Source organism: Bradyrhizobium sp. USDA3010 (genome assembly GCF_056429065.1).
The window spans coordinates 14501-37445 of sequence record NZ_JBWJZD010000050.1; the positions used below are offsets into that span (position 1 = coordinate 14501).

Sequence of the window (22945 nt, forward strand, 5' to 3'; positions counted from 1 at the left end):
GCCAAATCGCGAATGTGCAGCGCGGCTGCCGCCGTCAAGCCGGCCGCAGACTGCAAGTCATTCTGGCCGCGCTGAACTTACGAGTTACGCAACCAATCAATACGAAGTTGCTTAAGCGCTTCCGCAGATATCCGCTTCGGGTCGTCGAGGCCGGTTTGGCCGATCTCGATGATCTTCCTCGCAACCATCTCAGCTATGGGATCGTTGCGATCCACCAAGCAAAGAGCGCGCAGCGTCTCCTCATAGGCTCGATTGAGACGCGCGACCATCTCCAGACTGGTCGCCGTACCCTTCAAGATCCGAATTATCGGCATCGCTTCCCCTGCCCGCAACCACCTGAAGTCTAGCGTTAAGCGTCCGACCAGGATAGTTCAAAGCTAAGCTCAATCTCACAAAATCAAGGCGCGGCGCTCAAAGCCTTTTTCGATCACGAATTGCACCGGCTCACCCGTGATTGCCTTCGACAAAGCCCTTCGCCACCAACAGCTTGCGGGCATCGCGCGCCAGCGCTGAGTTGCCGCAAATCATGACCCGGTTATGCTGTGGGTCCCGCTCCGGCAGCTCGATATCCGAAAACTGCTCGAGGTGATCAGATCAGAGATCCGACTGCAGTTGAAGAAATGCTCGCGTGTCACGGTCGAATGATCTCTTGACGGCATCACAACATGGAGTGCTTGACCCTTACGTAGCGTCAGGTTGTAGCCTTGCCGAAATGGCGGTGCCCACACCAACCGATATCTCAAACGCCGACGACGTTCGGCCGTGCCGCCGATGGGTCGGACAGCTTCAACAAGGCGGCCGGTGCCATGTCTCTTCAACAAAAGCTTCCGTTGAAGCGAAACGCTTCGGATCCGGACAAATGAACGTGTAAAGTCGATGGAAACGCTTAAATCGATTATCGTTAAAGTTGCCAACGGCGCCACTCTGACGCGTGAGGAAGCTGCGTCAGCATTCGACAGCCTGATGTCGGGTCATGCGACACCGTCGCAGATCGGCGGCTTGTTGATGGGATTGCGAGTCAGGGGCGAAACGGTCGAAGAAGTCACCGGTGCGGTCTCCGCGGTGCGCGAGAGAATGCCGCGGGTCGAGGTCGCATGCGATCCCATCGATATCGCTAGTACGAACGATACCGTCGCGTATTCGGCCAACGTGACGACGTGCGCCTCCTTTATCGTCGCCGGAGCCGGCGTTCCTGTTGCGAGGAATGCCAACAGCGATACATCTTCAGGCCCTAGCGCCGCAGACCTATTGGCGCATCTCGGTGTCAACGTCGACCTCAAGCCTGAGGCCGTTGCGCGCTGCGTGCACGAAGCCGGAATCGGCTTCTCATTTGCGTCGGCTCATTATCCAGCGATGCATCGCGTTGGCCAGATCCGGACCGCACTTGGGACCCGTACCATCCTTAACCTCATCGAGCCCCTGTCCAATCCGACCAGGGTCAAGCGGCAGATCGTTGGGATATTCGCTCGCGAATGGGTCCAGCCTCTGGCTTACGTGCTGAAGAACCTCGGCACCGAATCGGCATGGGTCGTTCATGGCTCTAACGGCCTCGGCGAGGTTACCCTCGCCGGACCGACGTTCATTGCCGCGCTTGAGACCGGCACAGTGCGCACCTTCGAAGTAACGCCGGAAGATGCCGGGCTTGCTCGCTGCGGCAAGGAAACGCTGGAGGGCAGCGATGCGAATGCCAATGCCGTCGCCCTGCAAAACGTCCTCGATGGCGTTCCAGGTCGATTTCGCGACGCTGCACTTTTGAATGCGGCGGCGGCGCTGATCGTCGCCGGCCGCGTCGACACGCTGCGGGAGGGCGTCGCACTTGCACGACATGCGCTTGACGGTGGCGGCGCAGCCGCTCGACTGAAACGCCTGATTGCAGTTTCCAACAACACCTGTTGCCGAGATAGGAACTCGCGGCATGCGCTGCGTTCCAAAGGAGAAAATTAGATGATGTCATCACAGAAGTTGGAAGCACTCGGATCCATCGCAATGATAGAACACATTATTCGAAAGTTTCGTGAATTGATCGATACAGATTGCTCGATTGCGCCCGAGCTGCGGGGTTCGCTGCACGCGACGCTCGATGTGCATCTGCTAGATGCAAAAAAGCGTGTTCTCTTGCGAGTGAATTTAGCGCGCTAACCAGGGCGCGCTCTGGTCAAAAGCAGATTATGAAGCACCAGTTATCCCCTGGGTTGAGACCGCCGTTTATCCAGCCGGCAGACTTCGTCAGGCTATACGAAATCTGGTAAGCGATGCCGCCACCGTGACGACCGAAACGGCCGGCGGACGACGTGGCCTGACGGCAAATTCTGTGACTCCATCTGCATGGCATTCGTCGTGCTTGCTTGTTGGCATCCGCCTACACTAAGGCCCACGACGCGATACTCGCTAGGGGCAGCTCTGCAATCAATCTTCTCCGCAGCGACGAGGAGGATTTGCTCTGCGTTTTGGCGGTCAGGGGCGGCGACGGGTGTTCATCGCTTCGGCACCGCTTCCTGGACTCAAAGCATGGCTGATGTGCCGTTATTGTCCAAAGCATTTTGCGCGCTCGAATGCGCTTCGTATGGCCACAATATCATTGGCACACATAGGATCTTATCGGACGAATTGCCGCAGCGCGGACAGGCCGCGGCTGTCCATTGTCCAACTTCCAGCGCGCGCTTCGAATCTTGCCGCTTGCCGAATTGTGCGCAGAATGTCGTTAGGAATGGAATACGCGTTGAGCGGACGACCGGTGCTGGAGCGATAGTTATCGAACAATCATCCGCGCAATCGTGGACGGTTTTGTTTCTACCGGGCTCACCGCATTGAAAAGTGCGCGTACCTCGCGACTAACTAAACCCTCCCACCGCACGTTGAACCCGCATAGCCCGACGTAAACTACCAGCTTTGGTAGCTCAGTTCTCCACGGCAGGCGCGTAGCATCAGTGTCGCGGCAACATCATGGATCAAAGCCACACTGCGTCACAATAGCCAGCCAACCTGCGATCTCCGTGCTCGATCCTGATGCGAGCAAGTGGGTCCTACCATGATCTTGCGCGAGTGATGAAGGTCGAGAGTCGAGAGGCATCAGACGACTATGTCCAGTTACCCGTTTGAAACCTCCGCGATCCTCGATGGCATCCGTCGCTGGGTCGAGATCGAGTCCCCGACGGAACGGCCGGATCAGCTCAACAGGCTGGCTGACGTCGTCGCGGCCGGCTATCGCGACCTGCCGGCCACCATCGAGCGCATTGCGGGACGTGAGGGCTGCGGCGATCACCTGGTCACGCGCTCGTCCTGGGGACAGGGCGTGCCGGGCATTCTGGTGTTGAGCCATCTCGACACAGTTCATCCGATGGGATTCATAAGACGACTACCGTTCAAGATCAACGGTGACAGCGCGTTCGGCCCGGGTACCTACGACATGAAGGGCGGCGCCTATCTAGCCTATCATGCATTTCGGCAGATCTGCGCCGACGACGCGCGCCCGCCGCTCGGCATCACCCACCTCTACGTGTCGGATGAGGAGATCGGCAGTCCGACCTCGCGGGCGCTGATCGAGGCCGAAGGCCGCAAGGCAAAATATGTGCTGGTTACCGAACCAGCGCGCGACGGCGGCAAGATCGTCACCGGGCGGAAGGGTGTTGGCCGCTTCGATGTGTTCATCAAGGGCGCGCCGGCGCACGCCGGCGAACGCCCCGAGGGCGGCCGTAGCGCGATCCGGGAGCTAGCCAATGTGATCCAGATGCTCGAGGCGATGAACGATCTTTCGCGCGGCATCACCGTCAACGTTGGCGTCGTCCGCGGCGGCACCAAGCCGAACGTAATCGCCGAACAGGCCTATGCGGAAGTCGACCTGCGCGTGCCGACTATGGCTCATGCAGACGAGTTGGTGCCGAGAATTCTCCGAATGACCTCGCGCACCGATGGCGTTCGCCTGAAAGTATCGGGCGGCTTGAACCGTCCTCCCTATGAGAAGAGCAAGGCCGGCGCTACGCTCTACGAACACGCCAGGCAACTTGCCGCCGAGATCGGTTTCGAGTTGCTCGACGCGTTCAGCGGCGGCGGCTCCGATGCCAATTTCACCGCGCCGCATACCGCAACCCTCGATGGCCTCGGCGTAGACGGCAAGGGCGCGCACACGCATTATGAGCAACTCTATATTTCATCGATCGAACCTCGCGCGCGGCTGCTGTATCGCCTCTATCAGACACTGCGATAATCCACGCATCGGTAGGCGAGCGAACTTAAGCGAAGGGTGTCGCGCAATCGGCTCCTGGTCGCGAGCACTCGATCGCTGGAGCGTGCGAGCCTTTTCGACAAGGGCCCTGCCAGCCGCAGAACCATTCTCATGGGAGCGCAACTTTCTGACGCAGATCGCGCGCTAGAAGCTCTCCACCCGTCCCGGAGGTCCGTCCCGATATACCCTTTGGCATGTTCACGGCGAGATTGTCAGAAAGGGCTTGAATCGGACGTAACGTTAAGTTGTACGATCTTACGGTTGGCACGCATCTTCATCCGCCGCCGGGACTGGAAGGATTGACGAATGTCTGAGCTGGTCAGAACAACCCCGCACTGGTTGGTCATGATCTTCATCCCTGACGGCCTTTCGGTCGAAACAGTGACGCAGCGCGTCTTGACCGCAGCCTTACGGCTCGCGGCTAGTTGCAAATGGTTGGGCATTGCAGAACCGCAACACTGTGGCTGCCGCGAGCCGGGCCCGCAGCAAGCAGGTGACGTCCGACGAGATCAATGCAGGGTTCGGTGCAGCGCCACTGCAGGGCGCGGCCTCTTCCCGATATTGAACCCGCCCCCCTCTTCTGGCGGGACACAGCCGCAGAAGCAGTCCGCCGAACCGGCTCTTCGCTCCGCTCATGCCGGCCTGCCGGCGCATTCTCGTCGCGCAGATGTGCGACAGGCCGTGAGCCTCCAGAGGTTTTCAAAGGGCCCCAGCTGCAAGTGTCACTCGGCGTGACCGGAACGGCACCGAAGAGATTGCCTGGTATCCTGGAGCAGCAAGTTGAAAGAGCCTGACGGCGTCAACAAGGTCTTGTTGATCGACCATACTGAAGGCCAATGCCGGGCCATCATCGGCTTCAAGGATGGAGATACCAGAGCTGCCTATATGTGCGGCGAGCCTGTCTGTCAAAGACCGGGCAAGAAACAGTCGTCATGGTGCGCCTACCACTACCGGCAGATGCACACGACCGCCGCCGAGCCGAACAGAATGAGTAATCAGTTCGCCAGCGATTCGCCAGGCAATATCTGTTGATCGCAACCGTGACAACAATCAATAGCTGCGTTGTCCTGCCGAAGGGTGTGATTGTCGCTTGTGCAACGGGCACCGAACCATGTGGTGGGGCTCGCGAGCGCGTTGCGAGGCCTGTTCGAACCGTTGCGCGGAGCTGGATCATATGGAGATTTAGTTGGACCTCTGCGCACTAATTGAACGCAACGCAGCGTATGCTCCTGATAAAGCCGCCATCCGTTTCGAGGGGCAGACTCTAAGCTACGCGAGCCTCAATCGCCGGATAGGGCTGGCGGCTTGCGCCCTCAAGAGCCAGTTCGGGGTAGAGCGAGGAGACCGGATCGCGATCCTTAGCCTGAACCGACCAGACTATCTCGTGCTGCTGTATGCGTGCGCGCGGCTCGGCGCAATTCTCGTACCTTTAAATTGGCGCCTCGCGCCCGCCGAGCAGCTGTTCATTCTGTCCGACTCAGGAGCAAACGTGTTGCTAGTTGAGCGGTCCTTCGACGCAGTCTTGCCTGTTGTCGCGAGGCAACTGCCTTCTGTTTCTGTTGTCGGGCTAGATTTCGCACCTATCGGCGGAAACAAACTAGACGATCTTCTGGACGCAGACTGTGGTGACGGACGCAATCCGGGTGCGGACCTGTCTTGCCCGCTTTTGATCGTCTACACTTCGGGCACGACAGGACGACCGAAAGGTGCCGTACTGCGTCAGGAAGCGCTGCTCTGGAACGGCGTCATGAGTCAGCACATGCATGACCTCACCTCGGCCGATCACGCCTTGACTGTCCTGCCACTGTTCCACGTCGGTGGACTAAACATCCAGACGACGCCCAGTTTGCATCACGGCGCGACGGTTACTATCCACAGCCGCTTTACACCGGAGACCACTCTCGACGCGTTCGAGCGCGATCGACCCACTCTGGCAGTTTTGGTGCCAGCCATGATGCGAGCCCTGACCGAGAATGCCCGATGGGATAGCACCGACCTCTCCGCGCTCAGGGCAATCTGTACCGGATCTACTATGGTGCCCCACGATCTTGTCGAGCTCTTTGTCGCGCGCGGCGTGCCGGTCCTGCAGGTTTACGGTTCGACGGAGACCTGCCCGATCGCTGTGTATACTAAGCTCGGCGGGGGTCTCGTGCCCGAGGGATCGAGCGGCCTCGCAGGTCTGTGTTGCGAAGCTGCGATCATAGATGATGCTGGGCACACGCTGCCGGCCGGTGGCGCAGGCGAGATCGCAGTACGCGGGCCCAACGTCTTCTGCGGATACTGGGAGGATCAAGAGACAACCCGCAAGGCTCTGGACGGTGGCTGGTATCGCACCGGCGACATTGGTAGTCGCGACGCCGACGGGTATTTTTGGGTGCATGACCGCAAGAACAACCTGATCATTTCCGGTGGAGAGAACATCTATCCGGCCGAAGTTGAACGTGTGCTTGTTGGTCATCCGGATGTTGCAGATTGCGCCGTCATCGGTCGACCGCATCCGCGTTGGGAAGAAGTACCGGTCGCTTATGTAATCAGGCGACCGGGCGCCCGGATCGAAGCAGAAGCGCTGATCGCGCATGTCCGGTCGCAGCTCGCCCGTTTCAAGGTACCGCACGAGATCATTTTCACGCCAGAGCTACCGAAAACTGCGTTGGGCAAGGTCCAGCATTTCATGCTGAAGAAGGCTGACGCGAGATCAAGCTACAAAGCAAATGGCAATTGAGTTCGGCGGATTGCACGCTAGCTTTACTTCTCAGCGACCCCGCAGGTGACATCGTGACGGCGCAAAATGAGCTTTTCCGCCTGGGCATCTACAGGCTCTGCTGCAGCGACTTCGCCATTGTTGACCGTCTCTCGCTCTGATCACATCCCAATGCGCAAAGGTCACTGATGCCGCGGATCATAATCATGAATGCCGGCACGGCGCAAATGTCGGGCTCCGATCTGGTAGCAGCTCAACTTTCGCTCGCCGGCAACTCGGTTTACCGTTCGGCGTGGTTTGCTCAGGAGGGCGATCTGATAGTGTCCCCCCTATCTATCCCGACGGATCTGCTCTCCTACGTTGGCGCGACGCTTAATTTCGACGCCTCCAGTCTTTCATTGCTTGTACCTGGAGGCGGCCGCGAAGCGCCGATTCTCAACGATTACGCACTGCTGTCCAACAGCATGGTTGAGCAAATCAACAGGCATATTCGTCAGAAATCATCCTGGAGCATGTATCCCTGCTACTCCAGCGAAGGCGTGGCGCGGCTGGCGTCCGTGCTGGGTATACAGCAGACTGGCGACGAATTCGCTCTACAGCGTGGGCCTGATCTATTGAACCGCAAGAGCCACTTCCGTCAACTGGCGACAAGTGTCGCACTTCCGTTGCCCGATGGTTCCATAACGACGAATTCGAGCGAACTGTTCCGAGCGGTCAACTCGCTCCGGCACGAAACCGGCAGGGTCATTGTGAAGCTGGACAATGGGGCCGGCGGGGTCGGAAATGTCATTCTGAGCAGCAATGAAGACGGTCCGCTACCCGGGGCGAGAGAGACCCGACAGATTGCCTGGCCGTCGTTCGATCCGGACGTACTTTGGTCTGAGATGACAACTGCGTCATGCAAGACGCTGGTGGTCGAATCGTACCACTTGGCGCGAACTCCGTTCTATCTCGAGTATGAAATCGAGCGTGATGGCTCAATCACTTTCATCAACAGTGGGAATATTCGACTACGCCGAAGCACCGATCGATCTGAACGGGCTCTGATCTGGACAGGACTTGAGCTTCCAAGCGATCTGGGGAATGAGCAATGGTTGACTGCGCAGGCGCATGCCTACCGATTCGTATCCCTTGTCCGCAACCTAGGATATCGCGGACCAATTAATATTGACGCAATTTTCGCGAACGACGGACGGCTGCTATTCAATGAAGCGAACGGCCGCTGGGGTGGCGGCTCGGTGTTGCACAGCATTGCCGTCCGGCTCCTGGGCTTCGACTACTCCGGCTCCTACGTTATTTCATCCGTGAGGAACGTTCGATCGAGTTCGCTCCGGACTGCACATGAACGTTTCGCCAAGGAGGGTTTTCTATTCGATGGCACACGCAAGCAGGGCGTGATCCCGCTTGCCGTTGACGAGGAGGCTGGCACGGTGGAGTGCCTCGTGATTGCGTACGACCGGGCCGCCGCCGGCGATCTGAAACAACGGCTCCTCACACTGGTTTGATTGGAATCACAGTAACCACATCTATCCTGCCACTCCATTCATTCGAACTTGCCCCTGCTTCCGGTAGCGTGCTGGAGAACGGTACCTGGGAGGTGACCCGAAATCCGCGTCCGTCTCGCATGATGCGGATATCCGTTGCCGGCTGCGCTGTTCAGCCGAGAGACTGATACGGGCGAAAACCGGCGGTCCGATGGAGTCCGTCAGCGCAAGCCGCGATCAGTCCTGAGGCGATCCCGAAGTGCCGGTCGATCGGCGATGAGGCGCTCGGGGTGCAGCGGCTCACGGTCCGGCCGCTCTCCTTGCGCCAATCGTCCGACCAGCGCTCGCGTCGCGTCCACCACGAAGACTCGGCATTCATAACCGTTCTGCTGCTGGGCCATCCGTGCCGTTTGAAAGCGGGAGCCGAGACGTGCTGCGAGCTATTCTGCAACGGCACTGTTGCAAAGCCCGGCAGAGTCATAGTGATAGGCAACCGCTGCTGTCGGCACGCGCCAATCAACCAGCAGCAGCGACCAATGCGATCCGCCGCCCGCAACTCCAGCATCATTCACCGGGACGAACAAGACGTTGGCGACAACTGTATCATTCTCATTGAATATCTGCAGCAGGATCTGCAGGCGGTCGCTCTCACTCGGAACCAGGCGCAATAGCTGGGCTTGCGCCGGCTGTACGAATCCGGTCTGGCGAACAAGATCTGGATTGTTCCAATACAACTCCTCTTCAACCAGGGCGTAATCGGCGGCGATGTGCCCATCCACCGAGGTTGTGGGAGTCACGCCTTCGGTCCCGGCATCAGTTGGCGTGCGTGATGGCGCAAGCTGGCCTTCATCACGCAATTCTTGAGACAGCAGATCAATCAGGGCCTCGACACCCCGCTCGACATCAGACGAACGCGTCTCGACAGAGGATGGCGTTGCCGGCAGCATGCTTCAATCAAAGTCGGGCGACGTCGGCAGCGACCAGCTCGAGGTGGATCCAGCTGTTGCCGGCCGTGCTACTTGCTCTGCCTCCGGCGCGCGCTCGGGGCTGGCTAACCCGGACCACGCCGCCAACGCCCCCAGAGCTGATCCTGATCGTAAGCCGTCGGCAGAAGCAATGGCCAGCTGACAGGTCCCTGCGGCGGTCCTTGCTGCGAAGCGGCGTCCACAACGTCCCCCGAGGCAGCTTGCGGCGCCGTCCCGTAGCCTTGTCCACCCTGCTCCTGTGAAACAGAAGCATCCGGCTGATTGGCTGGAGGCTGCGCCAACGCTTCGGCTATTGAAACGCTGATCTGGCTCGACTACCGCTCGAACGCGCCGTTTTGCGGAGCATTGTCGATCCTTTGCCTCTTCGCCGGTCTCGCGCCCGCCGCCTCATGCTCATTCATCGCCAAAAACGTGCTCGGTGGAGAGGAAATCGCCCCAATCAGGTGCATTGATCAGCCCGTCTGCGGCAATCGCATTCTCGTAGTTCTCGCTCAAGGGGTCTACGTGCTCACCGGGATCTGGAGCCTCGTGAGGGTACGGAGTCCGCGCGAGCGGCGAGAGGATGCTGGCTGCAGGCGGTACCGCCGAGAGATGGTCGTGCTCTTCCGTGGCAACATCCACAGGCGAATTGGCGGCTCCTATTGGTGCATTGTCCGGCGCAGCTTATCAGCCGTGCGCCTGAGTTCCACGGCGCGAACACCTGCGGCCGATTTGGCCAGATGTGCCAGTGCGGCACTGGTCTTCGCATGACCGCCGGACCTCTTGTAGGTCTCGAGATCCTCATCCAGCGACTCGTCGGATAGTCGGGCGGCAATGCTCTGCTTGTGGTTTTGGCGCAAGTAATTGCTGAAACCGATAAGGAAAGGTGCATAGTTTCTGGCAGTCGGCCGGGATTCTGCGGCTTTGTAGTCTTTGATCAGGTCCGCATCTTCGGGATAAGGGCTGAGCTCAGCACGGGGCTTCCTTGGCGCAATCCCGGCAGCCGACTGAGAGGCCCGCAGATGAGCCAGTGACGCCGTGATCTGCTGCTCGCCCCCATTCGCCTTAAATGACGCGGCATCTTTATCAAGCGACTCCTCTCCGGTCCGGGCGGCAATCGCCGGTTTGTTATTTGCTAACAGCCACTGGCTCAATTTGCGAATATGACGGGCGATCGCCTGGGCGCTTGCCTCTTCGTATCTGGCTGCGACGAGTGCCTTCTCGAGCGCCGAAACAAGCTGCGCGTCTTCGGGATGGAAGAGGTTCGCGACCGTTTTGGCGCGACTTGCATTGGGTGCAATTCCGTCTGCCGCCTGTGAGGCCCGCAGATGTGCCAGTGCCGTGAGAGCGCGCCGTTTGCCGCTCTTGTCAAAAGCTGCTGCATCCTTATCCAGCGACTTATCGTAAAGCCTGGCAGCAATGGCCAGCTTTTCGTTTGCGAAAAGCCATCGGCTGAATCTTCGGAGAATCCGTCCATTGGTTTGGGCGGTGATCTTCTCGAAGTTCGCCTTGATGAGTGCGTTCTCAAGCGCGGAAATGAGCGACGCATCCTCAGCATGCAGAGATGCAGGTCTTCTCCCACCGGTCCGCAAATGCTTTAGCGCGGCACGGATCGCCCTGGAGCCACCGGATTGCCGATAGAGATCCATATCTTCGATGAGCGACTGATCCTTATCCAGCCCATCCTGGTCGAGGCGAGCGGCAATGCTCTGCCTGTTATTTTCGCGCAGGTAGTGACTGAAATCGGTCATAACACTTGCATAGGTCCTGGCAATCTTTGATGTGCCGGCGGCCGCCGCGTCTTCCTTGTACTGCTTGATGCGTGCCGCGTCGTCCGGATAGGCCTTTAGGTCAGGTTGGCCTGCGACCGGCGCAACTCCGCCCGTTGCCTGAGAGGTCCGCAAATGAGCCAGTGCCGTACGCACGTTCGTGGCACCGCCCTTTGCTATGAATTCCTCGATCTCTTCATCCAGCATCTCGTGGTCAAGCCGTTCCGCCATTGCCGGCCTGTCGTTGCCAAAGAGCCAGCGGTCGAAGCCTAAAAGATAATCGACATTGCTCCTGGCTGTGCTCTCGGCGGCCCCGCCCCTGAGGAGCGCCTCCCTAAGCTCGAGAAAGAGGGGAATATCCTCGGAATAAAGGAGATCGGCGCTGCGCCCGACCTGGCCTGCTTGCGGCGCCAGATAAGCCGAGGGGCTCGGTTGATCCATGACGCTCGAGGGCGCATCCTGCTCGTGACCTTGCGCAGGCAGCATCTCTGGCCAGCCGACCGTTCGGTGCCACACGCTGTCGGGCGCAACGGCGTCTGCCGACCACATTTCACCCGTTACGGCCGCGGCTTCCGAGTCGGGACGAATACCGCCATCAAGCTCGACCGCGTCATCGCCAGCCAGTGTCTTTCGCAAGTCGGTCAGTGCAGCTCGAACCTTCGGGTGATAACCAGGGGTGGCCTCATAGCGCATGAGGTCTTCATCCAGCGAATTGTCGTGAAGCCGGGCAGCGATGGCGGACTTGGCATTGTTACGCAGGTACTTACTGAATCTGTCTAGGGCAGTTCCATACTTGTATGCCGTCGCGGCTTCCTTCTTACGCTCGTTAATGACAGTCGACTTGTACTCCTTGATGAGCTCGGCGTCCTGAGCAAAGGGGTTAGCCCGCGACGAGATCAACTCCACTCCGCCCGCCACCTGAGAGGTCCGCAGATGGCCGAGCGCAGTAAGGATACCCCGCTCGCCACTCTCTTTGAAAGCCGCTGCATCGCTGTTCAGCGTACTGTCGTGAAGACGCTCGGCAATTCCCTGCTTGCTGTGTTGAACGAGCCAGCGTCCAAATCTGAGAAGAGAATCGACGTGCCCCTTCGCCGTACGCTCCTTGAATCCGCGCTTGATGAGTGCCGCTCTTAGTCCCTCGACGAGAGGCACATCTTCAAAATAAAGGGGCTCACTGCTACGGCCTGCAAAAGCCCACACTGCCTGACTCGGCTGCTGCACGGAGGGCACCAGCATCGCCCGGGAGCTTCGGCCATGCGATAGCGTCGAATATTCATGCTCATCGGTATCCGTAAGGGGCAACCCCTCGCTTCGCCATGCGCCGACCAGCCGGGCGGAGGTCTGCTCCGGCACGCCACTACCCGCATCGGCGATCTCTCCCAGCTGTTGTTCGAACGCCGCCGCGTCCGCCGAGGGGGCGACCGACGAGTTGTCTTGCGCGCCCACGCTGCCCGACTGCTGAAGCGCGCGACCAGGAGAGGGAAAGTTCATTCGCGGTCACTTTCGACGGTGAAATATCTGGGTCTCGGCTGCCGCATGGACAATCGGGCAATCGAGCGAGTGCGATTAGAGCATCAGCTAACCGCTTTTCTTCGCCTGCCCTTTGCACTAAACCCTGGTTTCGCACACACCGTCCCAAATGGTCCCAGCATCCGCCTGTTATGCTAGGCCGGATAGCTGTCGAGAACCTGACGAGCCCGCAGCTTTCTACGAGCGGCGCGACAACACGGTCGAGCACGCGCCGGAACACCCGCAGTTCGAAAACCGTGACGAGGTCGTGCCGCGATGTTGCCCCAGTATTCTTATGAGGCAAGTTGTGCGATCGTGGCTTCTTCCATGGCTCCGCTCAGCATTTTGGCAGCCTGGGCGAGGAGCAGCCTGTCCGCGCGGGTGTTTGCGCCGACTCCCTTAAGCCAGAGCAATTTCGGTCGCTGAATTCCACCATCTACCGCCACGCTCATTGCAGCGGGCGGATCAGCTGACGATCGGCGCCCAACGAACGCATCTCCGCACTGGCCCTCCAAAACAGATGGACCCAGCAAAAACGTGTTCACTGTTCGAAACGCCCGGTTCCCACTTTGACCAACGTCTTCGTCACCCCGTTCCGGTGGAATCTGGAACGGCAGACGCCCCCTTTGTGCGCGCGAGCTCGCTGCGGGACCTTGACGGGTCACCACGTCATTCCTTTCCGAATGGCTCTCGCGACGGTCTTCGGCGGATCCGATTTGACAGCGCGTTCCGCAGCGACAAACCGCTTCGCAGGACAGATCTTCTGCAAGATGGGTGCGATCTGCCGAACTCAGCGCAGAGACCTCCGCGCCACTCATCTTACTCGCAGGTACTCGAGCTAACTTGCTTCATGGCCGCTGGTAGAGCTTTCGATGACGCGTCGGTTTGTGCCGCTGCGCTTCGAACAGAAGTAGACCAGCGACCGGCGCTCCCCGGCGGATACAGGCTTTACCTCATGCCGCAGCCTACATGTTGTGACAAGCACCGCACCAAATGGTGGTCGAAATACCTGCTGCTCGTACGCGCTCGGATATACGACGAATTCGCCACCCTCAAAATCTTGCGCGAGCTGCACAATTACGGAGTACTCAAAGTCTGGATCGCTCTCGGCATCCAAATGGATGCCAACAAACGAACCGGGAGGCATACGATGCAACTGGCATCTGCGAATCACATAATCTGACGATGCTCCCAGGATCGTTTTTAATGCGAATCCGCGGTCTTTCCTTTCAAGCAGATCGATGATTTGCCTCGGCGCTGCGCCATCCACATTGCTGGGACTGCGGCCGGGCGGGTCCACCCTCACGCGTTTGACAAAGACGTTGTGCGAGTCGCCGGCATCTCCCAAGCGCACCTCTTCTTCGGGAATCTCAGCCTGCAGCTGATTGATCCTCGCCAGTTCATCCTGTGTAAATAACGTCTGGGAGCCGATCACGATCGTGCCCTTCACCAAGAGCTCTACGCGGAATTTCGTCAGAGCCTCTTCTGAAAGTAGGCCCTTTTTGTCATTTGCTGAACGCGCCATTGGGTTCACTCCGGGGTTTGTTCTTCGATGCAGAGCCTGGGTCCTGGTTGCATCGAGCCGAATGCTTGTTCCCAATGCTCGCCATCGAACTCGTCTATTCTGATGCTTTCGATCGTTGTTTTATCCAGGCATCGAACATTGATGCTGAATCCGGCTGGGTTCGACCGCGGCCGATAGAATGGCTTGACCCCGCAAACCCGACAAAACGTGTGTCGGGCGATGTTCTTGTTGAACTGATAAGTGATGAGGAACTCTTCGCCACATTCAATCGTGAGCCTATCGCCAGGTACCAGCAAGTGCATAAATCCAGACATCCGGCAGATCGAGCAATTGCATCGAACTGCAGAGAGCTGCCGCGGCGCCCGGACGCGGAATTTGACAGAACCACAATGACAATGGCCACGGTGTTCGATTTCAGATCGGTCGTTTTGCTCAACTGAGACAATCCGGAGCAGATCGTGGCACCACTGCAAGTTCAGTCGATAGGCTCGATCGAACTCGTCCAAAAAGAAACCGTTGCGATCAGCCGGAACAAGTTCGCCAATGAGGCGGCTTGTCATTTCTCCATGATACTGCTCGGCTGGATCTTTTCCACCGACGTGGCTCCGGAAGTACTCAAGATCGTCGGGGCTCGCATCAAAGGTTTTGACCGTAGTGGTCCACAGCGCCTGGATCATGTCCGCAGCATGCAACTCAAAGGCGACCATGTAGGCGCAACGCACCACGGGGTCTTTCGCTGACAACCCATCATAGAGAGAATGCAGGTACCGGTTCGTCGTGGCGCTATAGTTGGGACGTATTGCTCTGCCGAGCAGTCGCGATGCATCCCTTCTAAACAGATTTGAGTGAAAATTTTCGGTCAGCAGAATATCGGGTAGCGCCGCCTTGCCACCCTGGAGAACTCGGCCATAGCCGCCCGTCTCATCCCAACAAATGAAATTAGCGACGACGCTGGTCAGTTCAATATCCCTGGGAAGATCCCGATTATGACGCATTGCATCGAATATGAGATCTTTTTGCGACCCTGCCTGCAGGTAGGGAAACGCCTGTGACATCGCCAGGTATTCAGGCAGCAGGCTACCAACCTGCTCTTCGGACAGCTCCTCAGCAAAGGGATGCGCGCCAAACAGAGCTCGCGCACGCTCAGTCAAATGCGCGCAAAAACTCTGCGGATGCTGATCCGGCGAAAATCGAGAAGCTTGAGAAGACGTCATTTGGACGATAGCCATGAGGGGAGAACGAGCCCTGAAGAAGCGAATTCTCGTCGGGACCAGCTATTGGCCAGTCGAGACAGACGAGCTAGTTGGCGCGATGGCGCTCATGATCGCCGTCGCCTCCGAGGCGAACTCTACTCTTTGCATCCTCGCGGCCCCCTTAGCCGGGCGTCTTGAGCCCAATCCTGTTCACACATGGAGCACGCCCATTGATTGAAGTGGCGATAATTCTGTCGGATTACGATCCAGATCAGTCCAATTCCGCGCATGGTTGGCGCCTCCAGACATCACGCGCAGATTCATGGTGAGTTATTGGCCCGCCCAAAAGCATCGGGATTTTGCGTCACAGGAGGGGGCTCTGTTTGCGCGATCGAGCCTCGCTTGACGTCGGTCGCAAGATGCATCAATCTCCGCGGTTTCTGCTCATTGCTCATTTTTGACTGGCTACGCGCTTGGGACAGTGCTGCTAGAAGGAGGCGTGTCTAACGCGCTCTTAGGAGCTTCCGCCGCGATCTGCGCGAGATGTCGGCAGCTCGCCCCCACGAGCGTCTGAGAAAACAGCGCCGCTGCTCTTACCCGTTCCGCCTGCACTCGTCCGCTCCTGTGGTCTTGCACGTTTCCAGCAATCGCCGTGCCAACCCTGGTCTCGCGCCATAAGTTTCGGAATAGTTTGGTAAAACGTTCATGCCGGCTGATCAGGACAGGTGTCTTGAGTCTGACACGGTTTGCATGGCTGTCGGAAATCGAGCAGCGAATAAGTGCCAGCCTCTGCCCACGAGGGGCATACGTCCTTGACCGCCAGAATCGCCCGAACAAGCCTCATAGCTGCCGTGAGCCGGCAAACGAATCGCCTCAGGTATTCGTCAATTCTTGTTTGAGGTGAAGTGAGCTTGCGGCAATTGGCGTTGAGATCTGCTGGTGCTCCGCGAACTGGCGCTGAAATATGTGCACTAATCTAATTATCGCCGAAAATACGCCGAAAAGATCAGGCCTTCCGCTCGGTCGGTAATGTCACCAATGACAAAGTCACGGCCTGATGCAATTGGGCTGGCGTGAGGTTTTCCGAACCGGCCATTTTAGACGGGAAGGAAACTCGCGTGTCACAAACACTTATTCGGCACGGGACGGTTAAATCGCGCGTCAATGCGATCCTGCGTGCAACCAGCGGCAATTTCCTCGAGCAATTCGACTTTTTCCTGTTTGGCTTTTACGCCAGCGCTATCGGACGAGCCTTCTTCCCATCCGAAAGTGAAACAGCCTCGTTGGTCAACACTTTCGGCGTGTTCTGGTTGGGTGCCTTAATGCGTCCAGTAGGCGCAATCGTCCTCGGCGCCTATATCGATCAGATCGGCCGTCGAAAAGGCCTGATCATCACACTATCGATCATGGCGATCGGCACTGTCATTATCGCTTTCTGTCCCAGTTACGCGACCATTGGCATTGCAGCCCCGACTATCGTTTTGGCTGGACGGCTGCTGCAGGGTTTTTCCGCCGGCGTCGAGGTCGGCGGCGTTTCAGTCTACCTGGCGGAGATCGCAACCCCGGGCAATCGCGGCTTCTATACATCCTTTCAATCCTCTAGCCAGCAGGTCGCGATCTTTGTTGCGGCGAGCGTGGGCTACCTGCTGAACGAGTCGATGCCGGCCGAAACCGTCGCCTCTTGGGGGTGGCGCATTCCATTCTTTCTCGGCTGCCTTATCATCCCGCTTATCTTCCTTCTTCGTCGAACACTGGAGGAAACGCCGGAATTTCTGGCGATGAAGAAGCATCCGAAAACCCGCGAGATCTTTGCCTCGGCGCTGGTCGGCTGGCGCATAGTCGTTCTCGGAATGATGATGGCGATCCTGAGCACAACGACCTTCTATTTCGTCACCGTTTACACGCCCACTTTCGGCAAGACAGTCTTGAAGCTGTCCGCTCAGGATGCTCTCCTGGTGACGCTCCTGGTCGCCATGACCAATTTCATCTGGAATCCAATTGGCGGCGCCGTCTCCGACCGTATCGGCCGAAAGCCAGTTCTGCTCGCCATTGCCGGCCTTGCATTGATGAGCGCGTATCCGGCTTTGAACTGGCTGGTAAGCGCTCCCACCTTCGGCAAGATGTTGGCGGTCGCGATGATGTTCTCGTTCTATTTTGGCACCTACAGCGGAACTATGTTGGGCGCGCTCGTTGAGATCGTGCCCGCGCATGTGCGCACAACTTGCTTTTCCCTGGCCTTCGCACTCGCGGCCGCCTTGCTTGGGACCTTTACGCCGTTGGCCTCGACCTGGCTCATTGAGCGGACCAACGACAAGGCTTCACCGGCGTATTGGCTGATGTTTTCAGCCACGCTCGGTATCATCGCGGCACTGACCATCTATCGGGGCACCGCCAAACCGTCGAGAACAGCGGACCGTTCACACCCTGAACCAAATGACAGCACCTTGGGCGTGCAAACGGCATCGCCCTAGCATGGTGCTCCCGGATGCAGACCGGTTTCGCCTCGTCGTCACCGCCATCTCGAAGCTGGACTTGTGTTTTGGTCTGACTGACCTTCTATCCAGATCAAGCATCACGGGCTGATACCGCAAGATCGGCTTCGAGCTTGGGTTGATACTTGAAGATAGCGTCTATCAGCGCCTGCGCGGGTTGCTCCGTGGCCTCAACCAAGGCCGCCTTCTGAGCGCGTGCAGAGGGGGCGAACACTCGCTTGACGACGGTCGGTGAGCCCTTGAGACCGCATTTGGAGATGTCCTCAACGCCTGCGTCGTGCGCGCTCCATTTCACGATCGGCGCCCGTGCGGCACGTAAGGCATCCGCCATCGCGCCGCGCCGAATGTGGTTTGTCGCCTCCAGCATGGTGACGAGACAGGGCAGCCTCGTGTGCAGGACCTGGATACCACCTTCGGAACGTCGTTCCGCTTCGATTGTGTGTGCGGCGAGATCCAGGGATCTGACCTTGGCGACGTAGGTAAGCTGCAGCACGCCCAGGCGCTTTGCGATGCCGGGCCCAACCTGCGCGGTATCGCCGTCGATGGTCTGCTTGCCCGTGAAGATGAGGTTCACCGGGCCATATTCCTTACCGATCTTTCGGATGGCTGTTGCCAGTGCATACGTCGTGGCAAGGGTGTCGGAGCCCGCAAAGCATCGATCGGTGAGCAGTACGGCGCGATCGGCGCCATAGGTCAGCGCCTTCCTCAAAGAGTCTTCCGCCGACGGCGGGCCCATTGTAAGCACGGTTATTTCGCCGCCAAACCGATCGCGCAGTTCCAGCGCGGCCTCAAGCGCAAAGAGGTCATATGGGTTGATGATGGTCGGCACGCCCTGACGCATGATCGTATTGGTAACGGGGTGCACGCGAATCTGTGCAGAGTCGGGAACCTGTTTGATGCAGACGACATTGTGCACGGAGTTGCTCCAGAAGTTACGACACTGCGAAGAGAACAGCAAGTCTCGTACCACAACGACTCTCCTTGGACTGTGCTCGCCATTACAAAGGCCTGGACGGAGCCGATCGAGCGACCTGGCCCGGTTTTGTGAGGGACGAATACCGACATGCGTCGAAGCCGCGACAGCGCCGTGCCGCCGCCGGGCACGTTAGGTAAGTGACGCCAAGATCCTTGCGCTCAAAACCGCTTGATCTCGATTCCGTATTTCCTCAACGCGTAACCAATCTGACGCGGCGTTAGCCCCAGCAAGCGCGCTGCTTTTGCCTGCACCCATCCAGATTTTTCCATGGCTGCAATGACTCGCTCGCGATCGGCGATCTTCGCGCCACTTACGAGGACTGTGCCGGGAGGAACAGCCAGCGAGGCCAACTCGCTGCCGCCTGGCGGAGCCGGCGCGGTCGCTTCAGGTAGCGGAGTGATCGACTTAGCCAGTACCGGCGTGCTCGGGACCGCCGGCATGATCATCTCCTCCGATGTACTTTTCCACAGCATGGCGGAAAGACATTGGCCGTGGCAACAAGCGAAATCATTTCTCACGATCGCTGGCCCGGCGGACAGCGTCGCCGTGCGCTGAATGCAGTTTTCAAGCTCTCGGACATTTCCGGGAAAGCCGCAATTCATCAGCACATCAATCGCGCTCGCATCCAAGGTCAGCGTACGCCCGTTCTCGTTATTGAAGTTCCTGAGAAACTCGCTGGCCAGCAGCGGAATATCACTGCGCCGCTCACGCAGCGGCGGCAGGAGCAAAGGAACGACGCTGATCCGATAGTAAAGGTCTGCGCGAAACTCGCTCTTCGCTACGGCCTCTTCCAGGTTCCTGTTGGTCGCTGCTATGACACGAACATCGACCTTGATGGTCTGGTTGCTGCCGACGCGCTCGAACTCCTGCTCTTGCAGAACTCGCAGCAATTTCGCCTGGAACGGCGCCGAAATCTCGCCGATCTCGTCTAGAAATAGTGTCCCTTTGTCAGCAAGCTCGAAGCGCCCCTTGCGCGAGCTAAACGCGCCGGTGAAGGCACCTTTTTCATGGCCAAACAATTCGGACTCCAGGACCGTCTCAGGCAGCGCCGCGCAATTCAGTTTGACGAAGGGCCGCTTGGCTCGAGATGACGACTCGTGAATGGCTTTGGCTACCAGTTCCTTTCCGGTCCCGGATTCACCGCGCAGTAGAACCGTGCTGTTCGATTTGGCTACGATCGCGATCTTCTCGAGAAGCCCACGGAGCGCCGGGCTGTCGCCAATGATGCCATGAACGTGGACCTTCTTACGATCCCGTGCAGGTTGCCTAAGCTCAAACAATTGCTTTTGTAGCCGGTCCTTCTCCACCATCAGCCGTTCGCGGTCGCAGGCGAACAAGCGGTGCAGCTTCACTGTCTGTCCCACCAAATTGGCGATCATGGCAAGCAGCCGTGTGTCGTGATCGAGCCGGCGACTCGACCTTTCGTCGCGGATACGGTCGACTGTCAGCGTACCCACGACCTTGGGGTCGATGCGAATTGGCACTCCGATGAACGAGACGGGTGTATTATCCGAGGCGCCCAGCACCTCGAGGTCGGCAGCGCTGAATGCCGGCTCGGCTGCCACATCCTCGGCGACAAGAGGTCGGTCCTCCGCGACGATTTGGTTGATCGCCTTCCGGGGCAAGCGCGCCCGGTACCGTTCGTCGCTGCCTTCGCTCCAGCCGTCGCCCACGGTGATGTCTGGCATCCCGTCATCGTCGAACAGTGAGACGATGCCGTGTCGCATCTGCACAAACGATTGCAGAAGATCGAGAACGTGGGCCAAGGTAACTTCAAGCCGGCAAGGAGCGGTCAGTATCTTCGATATTTCGAAGATGCCGGTCAGTGCGCTCTCGCGCAATGGCTCGACGGAGAGCTCGCGTTGCGGCTCCACTTCTGAAGCAGGTCTTTCGCGTGCGGAAGCGATATGCAGCATGAGGCGGTCTCCGTTGTTTTGATCATCCTCCCTGGCGACTTGTTCTGGTTTGCGAGCTTCGTTAGGCATGTCATTCTCGATCTAGGGCCAAGTGTTGACGAGACGCCGTAGAAGCGTAACAGCTTTTCGTGGCACGACGATAAACTTTCAGTGCGTTTCTTTTGCGGAATGGATGCCCGACGTCAGCGTAGAACGCACGTTCCACTGCTGCAGCTCAAGTCAGCTGCCTCGCAAGGCGAGGCAGATCACAGATGTTGCCCACCGTTGATCGGCAGCTCGGCTCCCGTGACGTAGCTCGCAGCATCTGAGCACAGGAAGAAGATGACCTTGGCCACCTCATCGGGCGTTCCCACTCTGCGCAGCGGGATAGTGGGCACAAGACGCGCTTCGGTTTTGGGCGACAACATGTCCGTCCCGATTTCGCCGGGAGCGATCGCATTCACACGAATGCCGTGCGGCGCGTAATCATGTGCCATTTCGCGTGTGAGACTTGCAAGCGCCGCCTTCGACGTCGCATAGGCACTTCCAGCAAACGGATGCACCTTCGATCCGGCGATCGAAGTCACATTGACGATCGATCCTGACCCAGCTCTCAGCTCGTCAAACAAACCCTGCGCCAGCAGGATCGGAGCCACGAGATTGAGATGGAAGACCCTCATCCAAGTCTCGGTGGACGTCGTCAAGGACGTTAGCCGGTCCCCATTAGGTGTTTTCGGCGAAATCCCGGCATTATTCACCAGGGCGTGCAACACTCCGCCGCTCAAACGTTTCTTCACCTCGCTCACCGCGCGCGGCAGCATTCGATGGTCGCTGAGGTCGATCTGGACATGATCCTCGTTCCCTGATTCCCACGGGCAGCGCTCGCCGTCGAACGGCTGGCGCGCGCAAGAAATGATACGCCAGCCGGCTTCTGAAAACAGCTTGGCAGTAGCGTGACCAATTCCGCGCGATGCGCCGGTTAGAAGCATCGTCTTCCCTTCTCCTCGATGCGCGCCGGCTTTATCGGCATGAAACGGACAAGTCGAGTGCATCGCCGGCAGCGGGCTCGGGATCAGATCGTCATTTGGCAAATCGAGACCCACGCCCACCTCCTCTCCTGTTGCGTGCTCGCGCACTCCAAGCAGGAATTGGGCCACCATAACCGAGGCAACGCCGCTCCGGCTTTGCGGCCTGGTGTCGCAGAACGCTTGGCAGCGTTCGCAACGGCGCATTCGCTTTGCGTCAATAATGGCATGTTAGCAACAAAAATGTCGGAACCACGCGCTTGCCTGGATGGATACGGGCCTGGAAGCGCGCGCTCTTTCCTGTTTGCGCAACCGCGAATCCGACAGCTGGGCAGCATTTGTCGCGGAGCAGCGATCGGTCGGTACGGTCAGGCCTGTTAGCCGCGCCGTTCAGCGATCCGAAACTGACGTTATCATCCTGGCACGTCCGATTTCCCTACAGCTGCCCGACCTGTCACGCACTGGCCCGTTTGACAGTCGCACATCGCCGCGAATTCCTTTCGCGTATCGTGAGCCGGTGCGCTGATTGTCTGAGCGGCGTCCCCGGTCGCGCCTGCGTCAGTTGGGCGAGCGAGCGGCAGACGGCCTTAAGGGCTGTTGCGCCAATCGATCCTAGTTAGCTTGATGACCAACCCCAAACGGCACGATATGAAGCGATGGAGCCGTTCGATCGATGCCGGCGTGCATATCGACAGCCCAGCGGAATTGATCGCCGCGATCGCCAATCTCGACGCGGTGGTTGGGCCTGATAGTTTTTCCGTCCATGTTGCCGGAGCTCTCGGGATTCCCGGCGTCGTCTTCCTGCCACCGGGCTATCCCTGGTACTGGGCTCAGGCCGACGGAAAATCGTTGTGGTATCCGACATTCGAAGTGGTCGTGCAGGAGCGACTCGGGGATTGGTCCGCGGCAATGAAACAAGGTCGGCGCCAGCTCGAGGCGCTGCTGTGCGCGCCAGCGATGGATTGAGCGGTACGTCTGCCTGCAGATCTTCAAGCGACGGATCAAGCCGACGGGCGGTCGCCGGTTTCCAAATCCCGCTATCTAGGTCGTGTGGACACTTATCGCATCCAAAGGACGATGGCTGCGAGAGTGACGACGGCGCGATAATTTCGAGCGGTCTTTTCGAAGCGGGTTGCAACGCGGCGGAACTGCTTGAGCTTTGAGAAGCAGCATTCGACGAGGTGACGCT

At 58.6% G+C, this 22945-nt stretch carries 16 protein-coding genes and 1 pseudogene; 8 read left to right on the forward strand and 9 right to left on the reverse strand.

What is annotated here, in order from left to right; all coding sequences use genetic code 11:
• Window positions 1-77: 77 nt before the first annotated feature.
• Window positions 78-296: a hypothetical protein gene (locus AC066Y_RS38835; RefSeq protein ID WP_478278465.1), complete on the reverse strand. Its 219-nt coding sequence runs from the start codon at window positions 294-296 to the stop codon at window positions 78-80.
• Between the two features lie 580 nt (window positions 297-876).
• On the opposite strand from AC066Y_RS38835, the gene trpD reads away from it, so the two are divergent.
• From trpD to AC066Y_RS38865, 6 genes are all read left to right on the forward strand, one after another.
• Complete coding sequence (gene trpD, locus AC066Y_RS38840; RefSeq protein ID WP_478278466.1) at window positions 877-1944, forward strand: anthranilate phosphoribosyltransferase; 1068 nt, start codon at window positions 877-879, stop codon at window positions 1942-1944.
• Entirely contained in the window at window positions 1945-2139 is a 195-nt protein-coding gene (locus tag AC066Y_RS38845) for a hypothetical protein (RefSeq protein ID WP_478278467.1), read from the forward strand.
• Between the two features lie 940 nt (window positions 2140-3079).
• The gene (locus AC066Y_RS38850) at window positions 3080-4204 is read left to right on the forward strand and encodes a M20 family metallopeptidase (protein ID WP_478278468.1); all 1125 of its coding nucleotides are present in this window, start codon (window positions 3080-3082) and stop codon (window positions 4202-4204) included.
• Between the two features lie 798 nt (window positions 4205-5002).
• Window positions 5003-5254: a hypothetical protein gene (locus AC066Y_RS38855; RefSeq protein ID WP_478278469.1), complete on the forward strand. Its 252-nt coding sequence runs from the start codon at window positions 5003-5005 to the stop codon at window positions 5252-5254.
• A 154-nt stretch (window positions 5255-5408) separates the two neighbouring features.
• Entirely contained in the window at window positions 5409-6944 is a 1536-nt protein-coding gene (locus AC066Y_RS38860; protein ID WP_478278470.1) for a class I adenylate-forming enzyme family protein, read from the forward strand.
• A gap of 185 nt (window positions 6945-7129) precedes the next feature.
• On the forward strand, window positions 7130-8428 hold the full coding sequence (locus AC066Y_RS38865; RefSeq protein ID WP_478278471.1) for a preATP grasp domain-containing protein: 1299 nt from the start codon (window positions 7130-7132) through the stop codon (window positions 8426-8428).
• Between the two features lie 419 nt (window positions 8429-8847).
• Here AC066Y_RS38865 and AC066Y_RS38870 read toward each other — a convergent pair whose 3' ends face one another.
• The 4 genes from AC066Y_RS38870 to AC066Y_RS38885 all read right to left on the reverse strand — a co-directional run bounded on the left by AC066Y_RS38870 (window position 8848) and on the right by AC066Y_RS38885 (window position 15404).
• Window positions 8848-9354 carry a hypothetical protein gene (locus AC066Y_RS38870; protein WP_478278472.1) on the reverse strand — a complete coding sequence of 169 codons (507 nt, stop codon included), beginning with the start codon at window positions 9352-9354 and terminating at the stop codon, window positions 8848-8850.
• A 677-nt stretch (window positions 9355-10031) separates the two neighbouring features.
• Entirely contained in the window at window positions 10032-12632 is a 2601-nt protein-coding gene (locus AC066Y_RS38875) for a hypothetical protein (RefSeq protein ID WP_478278473.1), read from the reverse strand.
• Window positions 12633-13488: 856 nt separating this feature from the next.
• The gene (locus AC066Y_RS38880; protein WP_478278474.1) at window positions 13489-14175 is read right to left on the reverse strand and encodes a 2OG-Fe(II) oxygenase; all 687 of its coding nucleotides are present in this window, start codon (window positions 14173-14175) and stop codon (window positions 13489-13491) included.
• Between the two features lie 5 nt (window positions 14176-14180).
• A complete protein-coding gene (locus AC066Y_RS38885) occupies window positions 14181-15404 on the reverse strand; it encodes a GFA family protein (RefSeq protein WP_478278475.1) in 1224 nt (407 codons plus the stop codon).
• A gap of 1082 nt (window positions 15405-16486) precedes the next feature.
• Between AC066Y_RS38885 and tcuC the strand changes: the two genes are divergently transcribed.
• A complete protein-coding gene (tcuC, locus tag AC066Y_RS38890) occupies window positions 16487-17839 on the forward strand; it encodes a tricarballylate/proton symporter TcuC (protein ID WP_478278476.1) in 1353 nt (450 codons plus the stop codon).
• A gap of 94 nt (window positions 17840-17933) precedes the next feature.
• Here tcuC and AC066Y_RS38895 read toward each other — a convergent pair whose 3' ends face one another.
• From AC066Y_RS38895 to AC066Y_RS38905, 3 genes are all read right to left on the reverse strand, one after another.
• On the reverse strand, window positions 17934-18776 hold the full coding sequence (locus AC066Y_RS38895; protein ID WP_478278477.1) for an electron transfer flavoprotein subunit beta/FixA family protein: 843 nt from the start codon (window positions 18774-18776) through the stop codon (window positions 17934-17936).
• 218 nt (window positions 18777-18994) lie between these two features.
• Window positions 18995-20821: a nif-specific transcriptional activator NifA gene (nifA, locus tag AC066Y_RS38900; protein WP_478278478.1), complete on the reverse strand. Its 1827-nt coding sequence runs from the start codon at window positions 20819-20821 to the stop codon at window positions 18995-18997.
• A gap of 176 nt (window positions 20822-20997) precedes the next feature.
• The gene (locus AC066Y_RS38905; protein WP_478278479.1) at window positions 20998-21834 is read right to left on the reverse strand and encodes an SDR family NAD(P)-dependent oxidoreductase; all 837 of its coding nucleotides are present in this window, start codon (window positions 21832-21834) and stop codon (window positions 20998-21000) included.
• A gap of 519 nt (window positions 21835-22353) precedes the next feature.
• On the opposite strand from AC066Y_RS38905, the gene AC066Y_RS38910 reads away from it, so the two are divergent.
• Window positions 22354-22722 (forward strand): glycosyltransferase family 9 protein, encoded by a 369-nt coding sequence (locus AC066Y_RS38910; protein ID WP_478278480.1) that lies wholly within the window; start codon window positions 22354-22356, stop codon window positions 22720-22722.
• 92 nt (window positions 22723-22814) lie between these two features.
• On the opposite strand, the pseudogene AC066Y_RS38915 reads toward AC066Y_RS38910, so the two are convergent.
• A pseudogene (locus tag AC066Y_RS38915) lies at window positions 22815-22945 on the reverse strand (IS5/IS1182 family transposase); the annotation flags it as partial.

Coding starts and splice junctions, on each gene's coding strand:
- nifA (WP_478278478.1), bottom strand. CDS start 20,821: ATGCCTAACGAAGCTCGCAAACCAGAACAAGTCGCCAGGGAGGATGAT.
- AC066Y_RS38875 (WP_478278473.1), bottom strand. CDS start 12,632: ATGAACTTTCCCTCTCCTGGTCGCGCGCTTCAGCAGTCGGGCAGCGTG.
- AC066Y_RS38850 (WP_478278468.1), top strand. CDS start 3,080: ATGTCCAGTTACCCGTTTGAAACCTCCGCGATCCTCGATGGCATCCGT.
- AC066Y_RS38885 (WP_478278475.1), bottom strand. CDS start 15,404: ATGGCTATCGTCCAAATGACGTCTTCTCAAGCTTCTCGATTTTCGCCG.
- AC066Y_RS38865 (WP_478278471.1), top strand. CDS start 7,130: ATGAATGCCGGCACGGCGCAAATGTCGGGCTCCGATCTGGTAGCAGCT.
- AC066Y_RS38870 (WP_478278472.1), bottom strand. CDS start 9,354: ATGCTGCCGGCAACGCCATCCTCTGTCGAGACGCGTTCGTCTGATGTC.
- trpD (WP_478278466.1), top strand. CDS start 877: ATGGAAACGCTTAAATCGATTATCGTTAAAGTTGCCAACGGCGCCACT.
- AC066Y_RS38845 (WP_478278467.1), top strand. CDS start 1,945: ATGATGTCATCACAGAAGTTGGAAGCACTCGGATCCATCGCAATGATA.
- AC066Y_RS38880 (WP_478278474.1), bottom strand. CDS start 14,175: ATGGCGCGTTCAGCAAATGACAAAAAGGGCCTACTTTCAGAAGAGGCT.